The following is a 16334-nucleotide window of genomic DNA, read 5'->3' on the forward strand; positions in this document are numbered from 1 at the left end:
CTGAAGCTGGAGGCTACTCGAAACTGCCCACCGAATCGTGCGCCAAGTTGTCGAAGCGGGTGTACTCGCCGAAGAACTTCAGCTTGAAGCTGCCGGTCGGGCCGTTACGCTGCTTGCCGATGATGATTTCGGCCAGGCCCTTGTCCGGTGAATTTTCCTTGTTGTAGTAATCGTCGCGGTAGATGAACACGATCATGTCCGCGTCCTGCTCGATCGCGCCGGATTCGCGCAGGTCGGCCATCACCGGGCGCTTGTCGGCGCGCTGTTCCAGCGAGCGGTTGAGCTGCGAGAGCGCGATCACCGGCACATTCAGTTCCTTCGCCAATGCCTTCAGCGAACGCGAGATCTCCGAGATCTCGGTCGCGCGGTTCTCGTTGTTGCCGGGTACCGCCATCAGCTGCAGGTAGTCGATCACGATCAGGCCGAGGTCGTGCTCGCGCTTCAGCCGGCGCGACTTCGCGCGCAGGATGTCCGGCGACAGCGCCGGAGTGTCATCGATGAACACTTTCACATCGCGCATCAGCTGGATCGCGCTGGAGACGCGGCTCCAGTCCTCGTCCTCCAGTTGACCTGTGCGCAGGCGGGTGGCGTTGACCCGGCCGACCGAGGAAATCATGCGCAGGGCGAGCTGGCTGGCCGACATTTCCATCGAGAACACCGCCACCGCCTTCTTCGACTTCAGCGCGGCGTATTCGGCGATGTTCAGCGCGAAGGTGGTCTTGCCCATCGCCGGGCGCGCGGCCAGCACCACCAGGTCGGTGGGCTGTAGGCCGGCGGTCATCTCGTCGAATTCGTTGTAGCCGCTGGGCAGGCCGGTGACGCCGCCGCCGTTGGCGTTGCGGGTCTGCAGCACGTCGAAGGCCTCGATCAGCGCCTTGCGCACCGGGGTGAAGTCCTGCTTGCCGCGTGCGCCGGCTTCGGCGATGGCGAACACTTCCTGTTCGGCCTTGGCCAGCAGTTCGGCGGAATCGCGCCCCTCTGGCTGGAAGCCGTCGTTGACGATGCCGGTGCCGACATCGATCAACTGCCGCAGCACCGCCTTGTCGCGGACGATCTCGGCATAGGCCTTGATGTTGGCGGCAGATGGCGTGGTGCTGGCCAGCTCGACCAAGTAGGCGCCGCCGGCTACCTGTTCGCCCAGCCCCTGCGAATCGAACCATTCGCCCAGGGTCACCGCATCGAATGGCCGGTTCTTCTCCGCCAATTCGCGGATCGCGCGGTAGATCAGCTGGTGGTCGCGACGGTAGAAATCGGCATCGTTGAGTTGGTCGGCGATGCGGTCGAAGGCATTCGGATCCAGCATCAGGCCGCCGAGCACGGCTTGTTCTGCATCCACGGACTGCGGTGGCACCCGCAACTGTTCGATCTTGGCGTCGTACTGGTCGCGACGCTGCTGCGGTCGTGCGGTCATCGGAACGGCGAATCCCCTGTACGGCCCGTCGTGGCGGGCCGGTTGTTGTTCTTGTGCGTGGGCATCCATCGTAGTCGTGTCCGCCGGCAAGCGTTGCAGATAACGCTGTGGATAACCGGTGGGCATCTCACGGGCTGCGACGCGCGCCGAGCAGGCTTGCCCGGATCGCCTTGGGACACGCCGCAAGTACGTCCATGTAGGCTAATCGGCGACATCCATGTCGCCGATTGTCCCTGCGCTCGACCCGGGCAAGCCTGCTCGACGCTTCGCAATGCATCGTAAACAAAACGGGCGCCATGCGGCGCCCGTTCGGTACTGCGGGACAGAACGCGCTTACGCGGCGTCCGGCACCACGACCACCTTGACGGTGGATTCGACGTCGGCGTGCAGGTGCACGATGACTTCGTGCTCGCCGGTATGGCGCAGCGGGCCTTCGCCCATCACCACTTCCGACTTGCCGACTTCAACGCCGAGCTGCTTGGTGATGGCCTCGGCGATTTCGCGCGGGCCCACCGAGCCGTACAGCTTGCCTTCGGTTGAGGCGTTGGCGCTGATGGTCACACTGGCATCGGCCAGCTTGGCCTGACGCGCATTGGCGCCGTCCAGCGAGGCCTGAGCCTTGGCTTCGTAATCGGCGCGCTTGGCTTCGAACTCGGCCAGGTTGGCGGCGGTGGCCGGCACGGCCTTGCCCTGCGGGACCAGGAAGTTGCGGCCGTAGCCCGGCTTCACGCTGACCTTGTCGCCAAGGTTGCCGAGGTTCACGACTTTCTGCAGGAGGATCAGTTGCATGGTATTGCTCCGTATTCGTTAGCGACGCGAAACGCCGCAACGGTTGCTGTCCGAATTGGACGGATGGTTCGATCAGGTTGACGCACAGCCTGCGAAGGTGTGGCTAGGAGCGGGAGGGCGCGCGCACCGCAGTTGACGTCTGTCAATGAGGATGCGCGCGACCGACCAGCGACAACGCCACGCCGAGCAGGCGAAGCGTCAGACGTTGTGGTTGTCGGTGTATGGGATCAGGGCCAGGAAGCGCGCGCGCTTGACGGCCGACTGCAGCTGGCGCTGGTACTTCGACTTGGTGCCGGTGATGCGGCTCGGCACGATCTTGCCGGTCTCGGTCAGGTACTGGCGCAGGGTGTTGAGATCCTTGTAGTCGATCTCGGTCACGCCTTCGGCGGTGAACTTGCAGAACTTGCGGCGACGGAAGAACTTGGACATGTGGGTGCTCCTTAGGCGGCTTCGGCGGCGGATTCGGTGTCGCCAGTGCCAACCGCACTGTCGCTCTCGTCGTCACGGCGGCGGCGGTCGCCACGCTCCGGCTTGTCGGCCTTCTCGTCCTTGTTCTTCATGATCAGGGACTGTTCGGTCACCGCGTCGTCGCGGCGCATCACCAGGTGGCGCAGCACGGCGTCGTTGAAGCGGAAGCCATCGACCAGTTCGTCGAGGACAGCCTGCTCGGCTTCCACGTTCATCAGCACGTAGTGGGCCTTCACCAGGTTCTGGATCGGGTACGCCAGCTGGCGGCGGCCCCAGTCTTCCAGGCGGTGGATGGTGCCGTTGCCGGCTTCGATCGAGCTCTTGTAGCGCTCGATCATGGCGGGCACCTGCTCGCTCTGGTCCGGATGGACCAGGAACACGATTTCGTAATGACGCATTGTTGTTTCCTTGTGGATATCAACCGGCTGGACGCCGGCATGGGATAGCCCTCGGCCACCTGTTCCGCGATGCGGTCGGGCGCGTTCGAGCAAGAACTCCCGCGAACGGGAGCCCGATAGTATGGAGGATCAATGACTTGGGCGCAAATCCGGCGCCCCGGCGGATCAGGCGGCCTTGTCGGCGTCCGTGGTGAAGCTCTCGCCGCAGCCGCACTCGCCGGCCACGTTCGGGTTGCGGAACACGAACTGCTCGTTCAGGCCCTGCTTGATGAAGTCGATCTGGGTGCCATCCACCAGCGCCAGGCTGTCGGCATCCACGTAGATGCCGATGCCGTCGGCATCGAACACGGTGTCTGCCGGGCTCATGCCGCGAGCCATGTCTATCTTGTAGCCCCAACCGGAACAGCCGGTGCGGGACACGCCGAAGCGCAGGCCCAGGGCGGTTTCGTCGGCATCCAGATAGGTCTGGATACGGCTGCGGGCGGAATCGGTGAGGGTGATGGCCATTCGGGGATTGTAGCTCCGGTAAACTTCCCCTTCTATTTCGATGCTGCAACGCAGGATTTCAAGATGACGACGATGTCGGTGGCCCAGGTGCTGGCCGGGCACGCGCCCGAGGGCGGACAAGTGACCGTGAAGGGCTGGGTGCGCACTCGCCGCGATTCCAAGGCCGGCCTGAGCTTCGTCAACGTCAGCGACGGTTCCTGCTTCGCGCCGATCCAGGTGGTGGCGCCGGACACCCTGCCCAACTACGAGTCCGAGGTGAAGCACCTCACCACCAGCTGCGCGGTGATCTGCACCGGCACACTGGTGAAATCGCAGGGGCAAGGCCAGAGTTTCGAACTCCAGGCGTCGAACATCGAAGTCACCGGCTGGGTCGAGGACCCCCTCACCTACCCGATGCAGCCCAAGCAGCATTCGCTGGAATACCTGCGCGAATTCGCCCACCTGCGCCCGCGCACCAACCTGTTCGGTGCGGTCACCCGCATCCGCCACTGCCTTGCGCAAGCGGTACACCGCTTCTTCCATGAGCGCGAATTCTTCTGGATTTCCACGCCGATCATCACCACCTCCGATGCCGAGGGCGCCGGCCAGATGTTCCGCGTGTCGACGCTGGACATGGCCAACCTGCCACGCGGCAAGGATGGCCAGGTGGATTTCAGCCGCGATTTCTTCGGCAAGGAAACCTTCCTGACCGTGTCCGGCCAGCTCAATGTCGAGGCCTATTGCCTGGCGCTGAGCAAGGTCTACACCTTCGGGCCAACCTTCCGCGCCGAGAACAGCAACACCACCCGCCACCTGGCCGAGTTCTGGATGATCGAGCCGGAGATCGCGTTCGCCGATCTGAATGACGATGCCGACCTGGCCGAGGCGTTTCTGAAGTACCTGTTCCGCGCCGTGCTTGACGAACGCGGCGACGACATGGCCTTCATCGCCGAACGCGTGCAGAAGGACGCGGTCACCCGCCTGGAAGGCTTCATCAACGCGCCGTTCGAACGCATCGACTACAGCGAGGCGATCAAGCTGCTGCAAGCCAGCGGCAAGAAGTTCGAATTCCCGGTGGAATGGGGCCTGGACCTGCAGACCGAACACGAGCGCTGGCTGACCGAGGAACACGTGGGTCGCCCGGTGGTGGTCATGAACTACCCGGAGCAGATCAAGGCCTTCTACATGCGCCTGAACGACGACGGCAGGACCGTGGCCGCGATGGACGTGCTGGCGCCGGGCATCGGCGAGATCATCGGCGGCAGCCAGCGCGAGGAACGCCTGGACATCCTCGACGCGCGCATGGCGCAGTTCGGCCTGGATACCGAACACTACAGCTGGTACCGCGATTTCCGTCGCTACGGCACCGTGCCGCACGCCGGCTTCGGCCTGGGCTTCGAGCGACTGGTGGTGTACGTCTGCGGGCTGGCCAATATCCGCGACGCCATCGCCTATCCGCGCGCGCCGGGCAGCGCGGAATTCTGACGATGGATGCCGACTTCATCTTGTTCCTCGCACTGACCGCCTTCGCCACCGCGATCGCCGGTGCAACCGCATTCGTGATCTTCTGGCCGCTGGCGCTGGTACACATCCGCGACCGCCACCCTCAGATCACCGCGCAACTCGGCGAAGGCGCGTTCCTCAAGCCGCGTGCGCTGTGGTGGCTGCTGCATGGCGATTACCGCGCCACGCCGGATCGCAATCTTTCTGGCTTGGCCACGCCGTCGCGCGTTTCGCTGCTGGTGATCCTCGGCGGCATCGCGATGGGTGGCGTGTTGTGGATCATCGGACAGGCATTGTCATGAGCAACGCAAGCAACTCAAGCAACGAAAGCTGGTGGCTGGCCACGCTCGGCCGCACCATCGTCTGGGCCCGCCTGCGCGAACGCGAAGCCGGCACCGCCGAGGTCTTTGACAGCGACGGTAATACTCTGTCCTACGACAGCGTCGACACCGCACGCGCGACCTTGATGGATGCCGAGTTCGTCGAATTCGACGGCCTGGACGAGGATGATGCGCTGGAGCGCGGATTCTCGCTGGCCGAAGTTGTGCCGCCAAAGGCGCCGCACGACGACGCCTTGCGCGGACTGATGATGCAGCAGCTCGGCAGGCGCGCCCGATGAAACTCGATCTCGCTGGCAAGCACGCGCTGGTCTGCGGTGGCTCGGAAGGCATCGGCCGCGCCGTTGCCATCGAATTGGCGCAACTCGGTGCCGACGTCACCCTGCTCGCGCGCCGTGAAGATGCGTTGCGCGAAGCGGTCGCCGCGTTGCCGACAAACGACACGCAGCGCCATGGCTACCTCGTCGCCGACGTATCGCAGGCGCAGGCGCTTAACGCTGCCGTGGCCGCACTGGTAGCGACAAAGCCGGTACATATCCTGATCAACAACACCGGCGGCCCGCCTGGTGGTGCCGCGCATACGGCTGGTATCGAGGCTTATCTCGATGCCTTCAACAAGCACCTGATCGCCAACCACACCTTGCTGCAGGCGGTGCTGCCGGGCATGCGCGCCGCGCACTGGGGCCGCATCGTCAACGTGATCTCGACCTCGGTGTACGAACCGATCCCGAACCTGGGCGTGTCCAACACGATCCGTGGCGCGGTGGCGAGCTGGGCCAAGACGCTGTCGCGCGAACTCGGCAGCGACGGCATTACGGTCAACAACGTGCTGCCCGGTTACACCCGTACCCAGCGGCTGGACCAGATCCTGGCCGATCGCAGCAAGGCGAGCGGCAAGTCGCAGAGCGAGATCGCCAGCACCATGCTGTCCAGCGTGCCGGCAGGCCGTTTCGCCGAGGCCGGCGAGATCGGCGGCGTCATCGCCTTCCTGTGCACGGACGCCGCGGCCTACGTCAACGGCCAATCGCTGGCGGTCGATGGCGGCCGCATGCAATCGATCTGAAGTAATCGGTGTTCCGGAGCTTTCGCTCTAAACTAGGCGGATGCAACGCGACCCGCACTGGATCGATGGCAAGCCGGCGATGCCCGCCAACGGGCAATGGCTGGACGTGTTCGACCCCGCCACGCGCGCGGTGGCTTCGCAGGTTGCCGATGGCGATGCACGCGATGTCGATAACGCCGTCGCTGCGGCGCAGGCCGCGTTCCCAGGATGGTCCTCGCTGCCGAACAGCGGCCGCGCACGCTGGATGGAACGACTGGCGGATGCGCTGGAAACGCGCATCGACGAATTCGCCCGTGCCGAGGCCATCGATGCCGGCAAACCGCTCGCACTGGCGCGCGACATCGAAATCCCGCGTGCGATCAGCAACCTGCGCTTCTTCGCGCATGCGGCTACCCAGTTCGCCAGCGAATCGCACCATGGCGAAGCCGGCCTGAACTATACCCTGCGCCTGCCGTTGGGCGTTGTCGGCTGTATCAGCCCATGGAACCTGCCGCTGTACCTGTTCACCTGGAAGATCGCGCCAGCACTCGCCGCGGGTAACACCGTGGTCGCCAAGCCGTCCGAAGTCACCCCGCGCACGGCGACGATGCTGGCTGCGTTGGCAGCAGAGATCGGTTTCCCGGCCGGTGTATTGAATGTCGTCAATGGTCTTGGCCCGAAGGTGGGCGAAGCCATCGTGCAACACCCGGCTACCAAGGCGGTCAGCTTCACCGGCAGCAGCACGGTGGGCCGCCGCATCGCCGGCATCACTGGGCCGATGCTGAAGAAGACCTCACTGGAACTCGGTGGCAAGAACGCCACGCTGGTCTTTGCGGATAGCGATTGGCGCAAACAGCTGGACATGCTGGTGCGCAGCGCCTTCCAGAACAGCGGGCAGATCTGCCTGTGCGGCTCGCGCCTGCTGGTCGAGCGCAGCATTTACGCTGAGTTCCGCGATGCGTTTGTCGAGCGCGTGCAGGCGCTACACATCGGCGATCCGTTGCAGGACGGCGCGCAGATCGGCCCATTGGTCTCGCAAGCGCAGTACGACAAAGTACTGGCCTGCATCGAACGCGCCCGCGCCGAAGGTGGCCGCGTGTTGTGTGGCGGCCAGGCATTGGATCGTTCCGGCTGGTTCATCGCGCCCACCGTGATTGATGGCCTTGGCCCGCAATGCGCGACCAACCGCGAAGAAATTTTCGGCCCGGTGGTCACATTGCAAGCCTTCGATGGTGACGATGATGCCCTGCTGCTCGCCAACGCCAGCGACTACGGCCTGACCGCCTCGATCTTCACCAACGATCTGTCCCGCGCCCACCGCCTGGCTGCAAGCCTGCGAGTGGGCATGGTCTGGATCAACACCTGGCTGATGCGCGACTTGCGCACGCCGTTCGGCGGCAGTGGTGCATCTGGTCTCGGCCGCGAAGGCGGCATGGAGGCGATGCGCTTCTTCACCGAGCCGCGCAACGTCGGCATCGCCCTCTGATACGGATGCACGGATGAACCGACTCGACAACCTCCTCGACAACAACCGCGCCTGGGCCGAACGCATCTCGCGCGAAGATCCCGGCTTCTTCGAGCGCCTGTCGAAACAACAGGCACCGAAATACCTGTGGATCGGCTGTTCGGATTCGCGGGTACCGGCCAACCAGGTGGTGGACCTGACGCCGGGCGAGGTGTTCGTCCATCGCAACATCGCCAATGTCGTCGTACATACCGACCTCAACTGCCTGTCGGTGATCCAGTTCGCGGTGGACTTGCTCAAGGTCGAACACATTTTGGTGGTCGGCCACTATGGCTGCGGCGGCGTGCATGCGGCGCTGACCAATGCGCGCGTGGGCCTGGCCGACAACTGGATCCGCCACGTCGGCGATGTCTCGGCCAAGCATGCGATGTTGCTGGAAGAAGCCGGCGACGAGTCCCTGCAGCACGACCGCCTGTGCGAGCTCAACGCGCTGGAACAGGTGGCGAACGTTTGCCAGACCACCATCGTGCGCGATGCCTGGGCGCGCGGGCAGACGCTGTCCGTGCACGGTTGGGTATACACGCTGCGCGACGGCCGCGTGCACGACCTCGGCCTGAACGTGTCCGCGCCCGAACAGCTGGAACCGCAGTACACCACCGCGCTGGCTGCGATCGGCATGGACAAGGAAGACCGTTGATGAGCGATGCCATCCACGCCGATGCCGCCCCCAAGGCCGTTGGCAGCTATCCACATGCGCGCCGCGTCGGCAACACGCTGTACCTGTCCGGCATCGGCCCACGCAGCCCGGCCGACAACACGATTCCCGGCAATGAATATTTCGCCGATGGCCGCCTGCGCAAATACGACATCGAAGCACAGACCCATGCCGTGTTCGCTAACGTGCGCGCAGTGCTGGATGCCAGCGGCGCGTGTTGGGACGACCTGGTGGACGTGACCGTCTACCTCACCGACATGACGCGCGACTTCAAGGCCTACAACGCGATCTGGGCCGAGCATTTCCCCGATGCCGCCAGCGCGCCCTGTCGCACCACCCTGGGCATCACCGCCCTGCCCACGCCCATCGCGATCGAGCTGAAGTGCGTCGCGCAGCTGAAGGACTAAACCCATGCCCCTGCCCGGACCGATCAACTTGCAGGCCTGGATCGACGAACACCGCCACCTGCTGAAGCCGCCGGTTGGCAACAAGTGCATCGTCGATGACGAGTACATCGTGATGATCGTCGGCGGCCCGAACGCGCGCACCGATTACCACTACGAGGACGGCCCGGAGTGGTTCTACCAGCTCGAGGGCGAGATGGTGCTGCGCATCCAGGAAGATGGCGCCGCGCGTGACATCCCGATCCGCGCCGGCGAAACCTTCTACCTGCCGCCGCATGTGCCGCATTCGCCGCAGCGCATGCCGGGCAGCGTGGGCCTGGTGATCGAGCGCAAGCGCCTGCCGCACGAGGACGATGCGTTGATGTGGTTCTGCGTCAGCTGCAACCACAAGCTGTACGAGGAATCTTTCCACCTGGTCGACATCGAACAGGACTTCTTCCGCGTGTTCGAGCGCTTCTACCGCGACAACGCACTACGCACCTGCACGCAATGCGGCACGTTGAACCCGCGGCCGACGCGCTACGAGATGGACGCGCAGTCGCAGGCGGACATCACCTGACATGCTCAAGATCGACACCCACGCCCATTACCTGCCGCGCGACTGGCCCGACCTTGCCGCGAAGTACGGCGACGCCCGCTTCCCGGTGATCCACCACGGCGACGACGGCCGCCACCGCATCTACAAGGACGGCAAGTTCTTTCGCGAGATCTGGCCGAAGACCTGGGATCCGCAGATCCGCATCGACGACTACTCCGGCTTCGGCGTGCAGGTGCAGGTGCTGAGCACGGTACCGGTGATGTTCAGCGAATGGGCCAAGCCGCACCACGCGCTGGAACTGCACAAGGCGCTGAACGACCACATGGCGCAAACCTGCCGCGACTACCCGCGCCACTACGCGGGGATCGGCACGGTGCCACTGCAAAGCCCGCAGCTGGCGATCCGCGAACTGGAACGCTGCATGGACGAGCTTGGCCTGCAGGGCGTGCAGATCGGATCGCACCTCAACGGCCCGAACGACACGCACTGGAACCTGGACGCGCCGGAACTGTTCGAGTTCTTCCAGGCCGCCAGCGACCTGGGCGCGGCGATCCTGGTGCATCCCTGGGACATGATGGGCACCGACACCATGCCCAAGTACTGGCTGCCGTGGCTGGTCGGGATGCCGGCGGAACAATCGCGCGCGGCCTGCTGCCTGGTGTTCGGCGGCGTGCTGGAACGGCTGCCGAAACTGCGCGTTTGCATGGCCCACGGCGGCGGCAGCTTCCCCTACACCATCGGCCGCATCGAGCACGGTTTCAACATGCGCCCGGATCTTGTCGCCACCGACAATTTCCGCAATCCGCGCGAGTACCTGAAACGTTTGTATTTCGATTCCTGGGTAGCGGATGACGCCGCGCTGCGTTACCTGCTGGAAGTGTGCGGCACAGAACGCGTGATGCTGGGCACCGACTATCCCTTCCCGCTCGGCGAACAGGTGCCCGGTGAAGGCATCGAACGCCTGGCGCTGGACGAAACGCAACGCGCACGCATCTACCACGGCACCGCGCTGGAATGGCTCGGCCTGCCCGCATCGAGGTTTGCATGACCGAACTTTTTTCCGACGCGTACGCGCAGTCGTGTGACGCCGCCGATCCGTTGCGCGCGTTCCGCGACGAGTTCTACCTGCCGCTGCACGACGGCAAGCCGCAGGCTTACTTCGTCGGCAATTCGCTGGGCCTGCAGCCGAAGGGCGCCCGCGCGCATGTCGAGGAAGTGCTGGACAAGTGGGCGACCGAAGCCGTGGAAGGCCACTTCACCGGTCAGGCGCAGTGGATGCCCTACCACGAGCTGGTGCGCGATCCGCTGGCGCGTGTGGTTGGCGCGCTACCGTCCGAAGTGGTGGCGATGAATTCGCTGACCGCCAACCTGCACCTGATGATGGTCAGCTTCTACCAGCCGACCATCGAACGCACCGCGATCCTGGTCGAGGCCGGCAGCTTCCCGTCGGATCGCTACGCGGTGGAATCGCAACTCAAGTATCGCGGCTTGCCGCCGCAGCACACGTTGATCGAAGTCGAACCCGACCAACCCGACGGCACGTTCTCGATGCAAGCGATCGAACGTGCGATCAACGAGAACAGCAAGCGGTTGGCGATGATCCTGTGGCCGGGCGTGCAGTACCGCACCGGCCAGGCCTTCGACCTCAAGGAAATCGCGCGGCTTGGCCATGCGGCCGGCGCCATCGTCGGTTTCGACCTGGCCCATGCCGTCGGCAACCTGCCCTTGCAATTGCATGACAGCGGCGCCGACTTCGCCGTGTGGTGCCACTACAAATACATGAATTCCGGCCCGGGTGCGGTCGCAGGCTGCTTCGTCCATGAGCGCCATGCGCGCACCGCGCGCCCGCGCTTCGCCGGCTGGTGGGGCAACAACAAAGACGTGCGCTTCAAGATGGGCCCGCAGTTCGACCCCACGCCCGGCGCGGATGGCTGGCAGTTGTCGAACCCGCCGATCCTTGGCCTTGCACCGCTGCGCGCGTCGTTGGAATTGTACGACCGCGCGACGATGCCAGCGCTGCGTGCGAAGTCGGAGCAATTGACCGGCTACCTCGAGCAGCTGATCGATGCCGACCTACGCGAGGAGCTGCAGGTGGTCACCCCGCGCGACGTCGCGCAACGCGGCTGCCAGCTCTCGATCCGCGTCATCGGCGGTCGCGAGCGCGGCCGCGAGCTGTTCGATTTCCTCGCATCGCGCGGCGTGCTCGGCGACTGGCGCGAACCCGACGTGATCCGCATCTCGCCGGTGCCACTGTACAACACGCACGCTGATGTCCTGCGTTTCGCCAGCACCGTACAGGAGTGGCGCAATGCAAGGTAATGCGCGCCAATTGAGCGTTGTTGGCGGCGGCCTGGCCGGCGCTCTGCTCGCCACCCTGCTCGCCCAGCGCGGCTGGTCGGTGGACGTGTTCGAGCGTCGCGGCGACCCACGCGTGCATGGCTATGCCGGTGGCCGTTCGATCAACCTGGCGTTGGCCGAACGCGGTCTGCACGCACTGCGCCAGGCCGGCGCCGATGGCGAAGTGATGAAGCAGGCGGTGATGATGCGCGGCCGCTACGTGCATCCGCTGCATGGCGAACCCGGCCTGCAACGCTACGGTCGCGACGATTCCGAGGTGATCTGGTCGATCAATCGTGGCGAACTGAATATCGTGCTGCTCGACATCGCCGAATCGCATGGTGCGCGCCTGCACTTCGACCACGGACTGGAGCGCGTCGATTTCGATGCTGGCCTTGCCGTGTTTCGCCACCACGAGATCGAGGTCGTGCGCCCGTTCCACGCATTGATCGGTGCCGATGGCGCCGGTTCCACCCTGCGCGGCCAGATCGCGAAGGTGCAGCCGTTGAACGAACGCACCGAATGGCTGGATCACGGCTACAAGGAACTCGAGATCCCGCCGGCGACCGACGGCGACTTCCGCATCGAACCCAATGCCTTGCACATCTGGCCACGCGGTCATTACATGTGCATCGCCCTGCCCAACGACGAACGTACCTTCACGGTCACCCTGTTCATGCCGCATACCGGCGAGTACCCGAGTTTCGAACAGGTGCAGGACGCCGACGATGCACAGGCGCTGTTCGAACGTGATTTCCCCGATACCCTGCCGCTGATTCCGGAACTCCGCCAGGACTACGATGCCAATCCGGTCGGCACGCTCGGCACGCTCTACCTCGACCGCTGGCACCTCGATGGCCGTGCGGTGCTGATCGGCGATGCCGCCCATGCGATGGTGCCGTTCCACGGCCAGGGCATGAACTGCGCGTTCGAGGATTGCGTGGCGCTGGCCGACCATCTGGAGGCGAACCCGTCCCTGGCTGATGCCTTCGCCGCGTTCGAAGCCCAGCGCAAGCCGGATGCCGAAGCGATCCAGCAGATGGCGCTGGAAAACTACATCGAAATGCGCGACAAGGTCGACGACGCCAGCTTCCTGCTGCAGCGCCAGCTGGAGCTGGCCCTGCAGGAACGTCATCCTGGCCGCTTCGTGCCGCATTACGCGATGGTCAGCTTCATGCGCGTCCCCTACTCCATGGCCCTGCAGCGCAGCGAGGTGCAGCGCGAAATACTGATCGACGCCACGCGCGGGAAGGATTCGCTCGATGGGATCGATTGGGACGCCGTGGATGCCGAAGTGCTCGCGCAGCTGGAACTACTGTAGCGGCGGCATGCGGGCGACGGCGAGACCGTCGGGTGATCGCGCAGCGGCATTTCGAGCCGCGAAGCGAATGGCCACCGCTGCCTTCGTCGCATCGTGAAATCGCTCCTACAATGCCCGCATGACCGCCAGCTTCCTGTTCTACGACCTCGAGACCTTCGGCGCCAACCCGCGCCGCAGCCGCATCGCCCAGTTCGCGGCGATCCGCACCGACGAGGCATTGAACGAAATCGACGAGCCGATCTCGTTCTTCGTGCAGCCGGCCGACGACCTGCTGCCCTCGCCCATCGCCACCCTGATCACCGGCATCGCCCCGCAGGACGCGCTGCGCGAGGGCGTCAACGAAGCGGTCGCCTTCGCCCGCATCATGGATGAAATGGCGCGGCCGGAGACCTGTAGCGCCGGCTACAACTCGCTGCGTTTCGACGACGAGTTCGTCCGCTACGGCCTGTACCGCAATTTCCACGACGCCTACGAACGCGAATGGAAGGCCGGCAACTCGCGTTGGGATCTGCTGGACGCATTGCGCCTGATGCACGCCTTGCGCCCGGAAGGCATCGCCTGGCGCCAGCGCGAGGATGGGAACGGCACCAGCTTCAAGCTGGAGCACTTGGCCGAGGACAATGGACTGCGCATCGGCGATGCGCATGAAGCCTTGAGCGACGTACGCGCGACCATCGGCCTTGCCCGCCTGTTCCGCCAGCATCAGCCGCGCCTGTGGGAGTACGCGCTGCGCCTGCGCAACAAGCGTTATGCCGCATCGCTGCTGGATACCACCGACATGACACCGCTGCTGCATGTCTCGCAGCGCTATCCTGCCTCGCGCCTGTGCGCGGCGCCGGTGATCCCGCTGGCGCGGCATCCGCAGATCGATTCACGGGTGATCGTGTTCGACCTCGACAGCGAGCCGGATGCTTTGCTCGAGCTGGATGCCGGCGCCATCGTCGAACGTTTGTACATCAGGCAAGCCGACCTGCCGGAAGGCGATGCACGCGTCCCGCTGAAGGAAGTGCATGTCAACAAATGCCCCGCGCTGGTTGCCTGGGATCACCTGCGTGAGGCGGATTTTGCCCGGCTGGGCATCGATCCGGACGTGGTGCAGAAACGCGCCGCGCGCATCCGCGCGTTCGCTCCCGCGATCGCCGAAAAGGTACGGCGCGTCTTCGCGCGCGAACGCCCCGCGGAAACCGTGGATGTCGATGCCGCGCTGTACGACGGTTTCATCGGCGACAGCGACAAGCGCCTGTTCGCGCAGGTGCGCGGCACACCGCCGCATCTGCTGACCAAGGCGCAATACGCCTTCCGGGACGAACGCCTGCCCGAACTGCTGTTCCGCTACCGCGCCCGCAACTGGCCGGACAGCCTGCTGCCGGCCGAACGCGAACTCTGGAACGCGTACCGGCGCGAGCGGCTGGACGTGGACAGCAGTTTGTCGGAATCGACATTCACGGAGTTCAACGACGAGATCGCGCAGCTGCGGATCGAGCATGCGACGGATGGCAACAAGCTGGTATTGCTGGATCGACTGCAGGATTGGGGGCGCGAAATAGACACCAGCCTGCGTTGAAGTTTGTACTTGCCGAGTCCATGTCGATTGCGCACGATATCGGCATCCCAGAGACAGGCGCTCCGATGACGCAAAAGACGAAATGGCTGCTGGCCGGCATCGGCGTATTGCTCCTTGCAATGTTCGCGTTCGCCGCTGCTGGCCCCTACCTGGCGATCAACGGCATTCGCGATGTGGTGGCGAACGGAGAATATGGCGGGCTTCCACGCTACGTCGACTTCGACAAGCTCCGCGAAAGCATCAGGCCGCAGATTCAGCAACGGATCGCGGGAAGCATCGTCGGGCGCATGGGCCGAAGCGATGCATCCAGCATGGTATCGGGGGTCACGGCGGTCATCTCCGAGCCTGCGATCGACGCGATGGTGTCCCCGATTGGAATCGCGACCTTGCTGCGCAGCACGGCCCTCGTAAAACAAGTCAGCGGCAAGGCGGTTCCTGGCAAACGCTTGGAAACATATGATCCGCTCAAAGGTGCCCGGACAGGCTTTGAATCAGCATCCGTATTCACGGCGACCGTCGCGAGTGCGGAGGGCAAGCCCATGGTGTTCGAATTCACGCGCAACGGCCTTTCCTGGAAACTGACCGGTATCCGCTTGCCGGATTGAGCGGCTTACGTACCTGCGTTGGCCACGCCATGCGGCACGTGGCCAGCGGCGACATGGCGGCGCGCCGAATCGATGTTGTGCGGCGAGTCGTCGAAGAAGATGTCGGCGCCGAACGCCTCCAGGAACGGGCCCTTGTCGCGGCCACCTAGGAACAGGGCTTCGTCCAGCCGCACCTCCCACTCGCGCAGGGTGCGGATCACGCGTTCATGCGCGGGTGCGGAGCGCGCGGTGACCAGTGCGGTACGGATCGGTGCATCATCGCGGGCCGGGTAAGCGGCCTGCAGGTCGTGCAAGGCGGCCAGGAAGCCGCGGAACGGCCCGCCCGAAAGCGGCTCGCGCGCGCGTTCGCGCTCGTGGCGGCCGAATGCCTCCACGCCCTGCTCGCGCGAGACGCGTTCGCTCTCGTCGCTGAAGATCACCGCGTCGCCGTCGAAAGCGATGCGCAACTGGTGATGGCGCGATTCGCCGGCACGCGCCGGCAGGATGGTGGCGGCGGCAACGCCGGCCTCCAGCGCATTGCGCACGGACTCCGGATTCGCCGACAGGAACAGCTGCGCGCCGAACGGCTTGATGTAGGGCCAGACCGGGGCGCCTGCGGTGAACGTGGCGCGGCGGATGTCCAAGCCGTGGTGCTGGATCGAATTGAACACGCGCAGGCCGGTATCGGAGGAATTGCGCGACAGCAGGATCACTTCGACCCGCGGCGCATCGGTGGGCACGCCCTGGTTGAGCGCGAGCAGCTTGCGCGCCAACGGGAAGGCGATGCCCGGCTCCAGCAAGTCGTCCTCGTGCCTGCGCTGGTGCTCGGCAAACGCTGCGATGCCTTCGCGCTCGAACACGGCATGGCTGTCCTCCATGTGGAACAACGCACGGGTGGTGATGGCGATGGTGAGGATGGCGACGGGTTCGGACATGCGCGCATTGTCCACGATCCCGGTCGCGCGCATTGC

The 16334-nt window shown here is 64.8% G+C and carries 19 protein-coding genes; 13 read left to right on the top strand and 6 right to left on the bottom strand.

Annotated elements, in window-relative coordinates; genetic code table 11:
* Window positions 1-13: 13 nt before the first annotated feature.
* The 5 genes from G7079_RS07975 to G7079_RS07995 form a co-directional block, all read right to left on the bottom strand.
* Window positions 14-1411 carry a replicative DNA helicase gene (locus G7079_RS07975; protein WP_166056800.1) on the bottom strand — a complete coding sequence of 466 codons (1398 nt, stop codon included), beginning with the start codon at window positions 1409-1411 and terminating at the stop codon, window positions 14-16.
* A 333-nt stretch (window positions 1412-1744) separates the two neighbouring features.
* Window positions 1745-2200 carry a 50S ribosomal protein L9 gene (gene rplI, locus G7079_RS07980; RefSeq protein WP_166056801.1) on the bottom strand — a complete coding sequence of 152 codons (456 nt, stop codon included), beginning with the start codon at window positions 2198-2200 and terminating at the stop codon, window positions 1745-1747.
* Between the two features lie 198 nt (window positions 2201-2398).
* Window positions 2399-2629 carry a 30S ribosomal protein S18 gene (gene rpsR, locus G7079_RS07985; protein WP_139714952.1) on the bottom strand — a complete coding sequence of 77 codons (231 nt, stop codon included), beginning with the start codon at window positions 2627-2629 and terminating at the stop codon, window positions 2399-2401.
* Between the two features lie 11 nt (window positions 2630-2640).
* Window positions 2641-3066 (bottom strand): 30S ribosomal protein S6, encoded by a 426-nt coding sequence (rpsF, locus tag G7079_RS07990; protein ID WP_166056802.1) that lies wholly within the window; start codon window positions 3064-3066, stop codon window positions 2641-2643.
* A 165-nt stretch (window positions 3067-3231) separates the two neighbouring features.
* A complete protein-coding gene (locus G7079_RS07995; RefSeq protein ID WP_166056803.1) occupies window positions 3232-3573 on the bottom strand; it encodes an iron-sulfur cluster assembly accessory protein in 342 nt (113 codons plus the stop codon).
* A 63-nt stretch (window positions 3574-3636) separates the two neighbouring features.
* On the opposite strand from G7079_RS07995, the gene asnS reads away from it, so the two are divergent.
* From asnS to G7079_RS08060, 13 genes are all read left to right on the top strand, one after another.
* Entirely contained in the window at window positions 3637-5037 is a 1401-nt protein-coding gene (gene asnS, locus G7079_RS08000; RefSeq protein WP_166056804.1) for an asparagine--tRNA ligase, read from the top strand.
* 2 nt (window positions 5038-5039) lie between these two features.
* Window positions 5040-5357: a hypothetical protein gene (locus G7079_RS08005; RefSeq protein WP_166056805.1), complete on the top strand. Its 318-nt coding sequence runs from the start codon at window positions 5040-5042 to the stop codon at window positions 5355-5357.
* Window positions 5354-5674, top strand: a complete 321-nt coding sequence (locus G7079_RS08010) for a hypothetical protein (RefSeq protein WP_166056806.1) — start codon at window positions 5354-5356, stop codon at window positions 5672-5674. Before G7079_RS08005 ends, G7079_RS08010 begins: the two co-directional genes overlap by 4 nt.
* Entirely contained in the window at window positions 5671-6456 is a 786-nt protein-coding gene (locus tag G7079_RS08015; protein ID WP_166056807.1) for an SDR family oxidoreductase, read from the top strand. The genes G7079_RS08010 and G7079_RS08015 overlap by 4 nt, the downstream gene beginning before the upstream one ends.
* Window positions 6457-6496: 40 nt before the next feature.
* Entirely contained in the window at window positions 6497-7921 is a 1425-nt protein-coding gene (locus tag G7079_RS08020; RefSeq protein ID WP_166056808.1) for an aldehyde dehydrogenase, read from the top strand.
* Window positions 7922-7934: 13 nt separating this feature from the next.
* Entirely contained in the window at window positions 7935-8597 is a 663-nt protein-coding gene (gene can, locus G7079_RS08025) for a carbonate dehydratase (RefSeq protein ID WP_166056809.1), read from the top strand.
* Window positions 8597-9022 (top strand): RidA family protein, encoded by a 426-nt coding sequence (locus G7079_RS08030; protein WP_240906147.1) that lies wholly within the window; start codon window positions 8597-8599, stop codon window positions 9020-9022. The genes can and G7079_RS08030 overlap by 1 nt, the downstream gene beginning before the upstream one ends.
* A gap of 4 nt (window positions 9023-9026) precedes the next feature.
* A complete protein-coding gene (locus G7079_RS08035) occupies window positions 9027-9578 on the top strand; it encodes a 3-hydroxyanthranilate 3,4-dioxygenase (protein ID WP_166056811.1) in 552 nt (183 codons plus the stop codon).
* Between the two features lies 1 nt (window position 9579).
* The gene (locus G7079_RS08040) at window positions 9580-10605 is read left to right on the top strand and encodes an amidohydrolase family protein (RefSeq protein WP_166056812.1); all 1026 of its coding nucleotides are present in this window, start codon (window positions 9580-9582) and stop codon (window positions 10603-10605) included.
* Complete coding sequence (kynU, locus tag G7079_RS08045) at window positions 10602-11876, top strand: kynureninase (protein ID WP_166056813.1); 1275 nt, start codon at window positions 10602-10604, stop codon at window positions 11874-11876. Before G7079_RS08040 ends, kynU begins: the two co-directional genes overlap by 4 nt.
* On the top strand, window positions 11866-13215 hold the full coding sequence (locus G7079_RS08050; RefSeq protein WP_166056814.1) for an NAD(P)/FAD-dependent oxidoreductase: 1350 nt from the start codon (window positions 11866-11868) through the stop codon (window positions 13213-13215). The genes kynU and G7079_RS08050 overlap by 11 nt, the downstream gene beginning before the upstream one ends.
* A gap of 118 nt (window positions 13216-13333) precedes the next feature.
* A complete protein-coding gene (sbcB, locus tag G7079_RS08055; RefSeq protein WP_166056815.1) occupies window positions 13334-14779 on the top strand; it encodes an exodeoxyribonuclease I in 1446 nt (481 codons plus the stop codon).
* Window positions 14780-14799: 20 nt separating this feature from the next.
* The gene (locus tag G7079_RS08060) at window positions 14800-15384 is read left to right on the top strand and encodes a DUF2939 domain-containing protein (protein ID WP_166056816.1); all 585 of its coding nucleotides are present in this window, start codon (window positions 14800-14802) and stop codon (window positions 15382-15384) included.
* Between the two features lie 5 nt (window positions 15385-15389).
* Here G7079_RS08060 and G7079_RS08065 read toward each other — a convergent pair whose 3' ends face one another.
* Window positions 15390-16298, bottom strand: coding sequence for a 5'-nucleotidase (locus G7079_RS08065; protein ID WP_166056818.1), 909 nt, complete (start codon window positions 16296-16298; stop codon window positions 15390-15392).
* Window positions 16299-16334: the final 36 nt, after the last annotated feature.

Origin of the sequence: Thermomonas sp. HDW16 (assembly GCF_011302915.1) — a bacterium.
Classification (GTDB): domain Bacteria; phylum Pseudomonadota; class Gammaproteobacteria; order Xanthomonadales; family Xanthomonadaceae; genus Thermomonas.

Bases quoted from the DNA above. Each gene is read 5' to 3' on its own strand.
- G7079_RS07975 (WP_166056800.1), bottom strand. From the start codon at position 1,411: ATGACCGCACGACCGCAGCAGCGTCGCGACCAGTACGACGCCAAGATC.
- rplI (WP_166056801.1), bottom strand. From the start codon at position 2,200: ATGCAACTGATCCTCCTGCAGAAAGTCGTGAACCTCGGCAACCTTGGC.
- rpsR (WP_139714952.1), bottom strand. From the start codon at position 2,629: ATGTCCAAGTTCTTCCGTCGCCGCAAGTTCTGCAAGTTCACCGCCGAA.
- rpsF (WP_166056802.1), bottom strand. From the start codon at position 3,066: ATGCGTCATTACGAAATCGTGTTCCTGGTCCATCCGGACCAGAGCGAG.
- G7079_RS07995 (WP_166056803.1), bottom strand. From the start codon at position 3,573: ATGGCCATCACCCTCACCGATTCCGCCCGCAGCCGTATCCAGACCTAT.
- asnS (WP_166056804.1), top strand. From the start codon at position 3,637: ATGACGACGATGTCGGTGGCCCAGGTGCTGGCCGGGCACGCGCCCGAG.
- G7079_RS08005 (WP_166056805.1), top strand. From the start codon at position 5,040: ATGGATGCCGACTTCATCTTGTTCCTCGCACTGACCGCCTTCGCCACC.
- G7079_RS08010 (WP_166056806.1), top strand. From the start codon at position 5,354: ATGAGCAACGCAAGCAACTCAAGCAACGAAAGCTGGTGGCTGGCCACG.
- G7079_RS08015 (WP_166056807.1), top strand. From the start codon at position 5,671: ATGAAACTCGATCTCGCTGGCAAGCACGCGCTGGTCTGCGGTGGCTCG.
- G7079_RS08020 (WP_166056808.1), top strand. From the start codon at position 6,497: ATGCAACGCGACCCGCACTGGATCGATGGCAAGCCGGCGATGCCCGCC.
- can (WP_166056809.1), top strand. From the start codon at position 7,935: ATGAACCGACTCGACAACCTCCTCGACAACAACCGCGCCTGGGCCGAA.
- G7079_RS08030 (WP_240906147.1), top strand. From the start codon at position 8,597: ATGAGCGATGCCATCCACGCCGATGCCGCCCCCAAGGCCGTTGGCAGC.
- G7079_RS08035 (WP_166056811.1), top strand. From the start codon at position 9,027: ATGCCCCTGCCCGGACCGATCAACTTGCAGGCCTGGATCGACGAACAC.
- G7079_RS08040 (WP_166056812.1), top strand. From the start codon at position 9,580: ATGCTCAAGATCGACACCCACGCCCATTACCTGCCGCGCGACTGGCCC.
- kynU (WP_166056813.1), top strand. From the start codon at position 10,602: ATGACCGAACTTTTTTCCGACGCGTACGCGCAGTCGTGTGACGCCGCC.
- G7079_RS08050 (WP_166056814.1), top strand. From the start codon at position 11,866: ATGCAAGGTAATGCGCGCCAATTGAGCGTTGTTGGCGGCGGCCTGGCC.
- sbcB (WP_166056815.1), top strand. From the start codon at position 13,334: ATGACCGCCAGCTTCCTGTTCTACGACCTCGAGACCTTCGGCGCCAAC.
- G7079_RS08060 (WP_166056816.1), top strand. From the start codon at position 14,800: ATGTCGATTGCGCACGATATCGGCATCCCAGAGACAGGCGCTCCGATG.
- G7079_RS08065 (WP_166056818.1), bottom strand. From the start codon at position 16,298: ATGTCCGAACCCGTCGCCATCCTCACCATCGCCATCACCACCCGTGCG.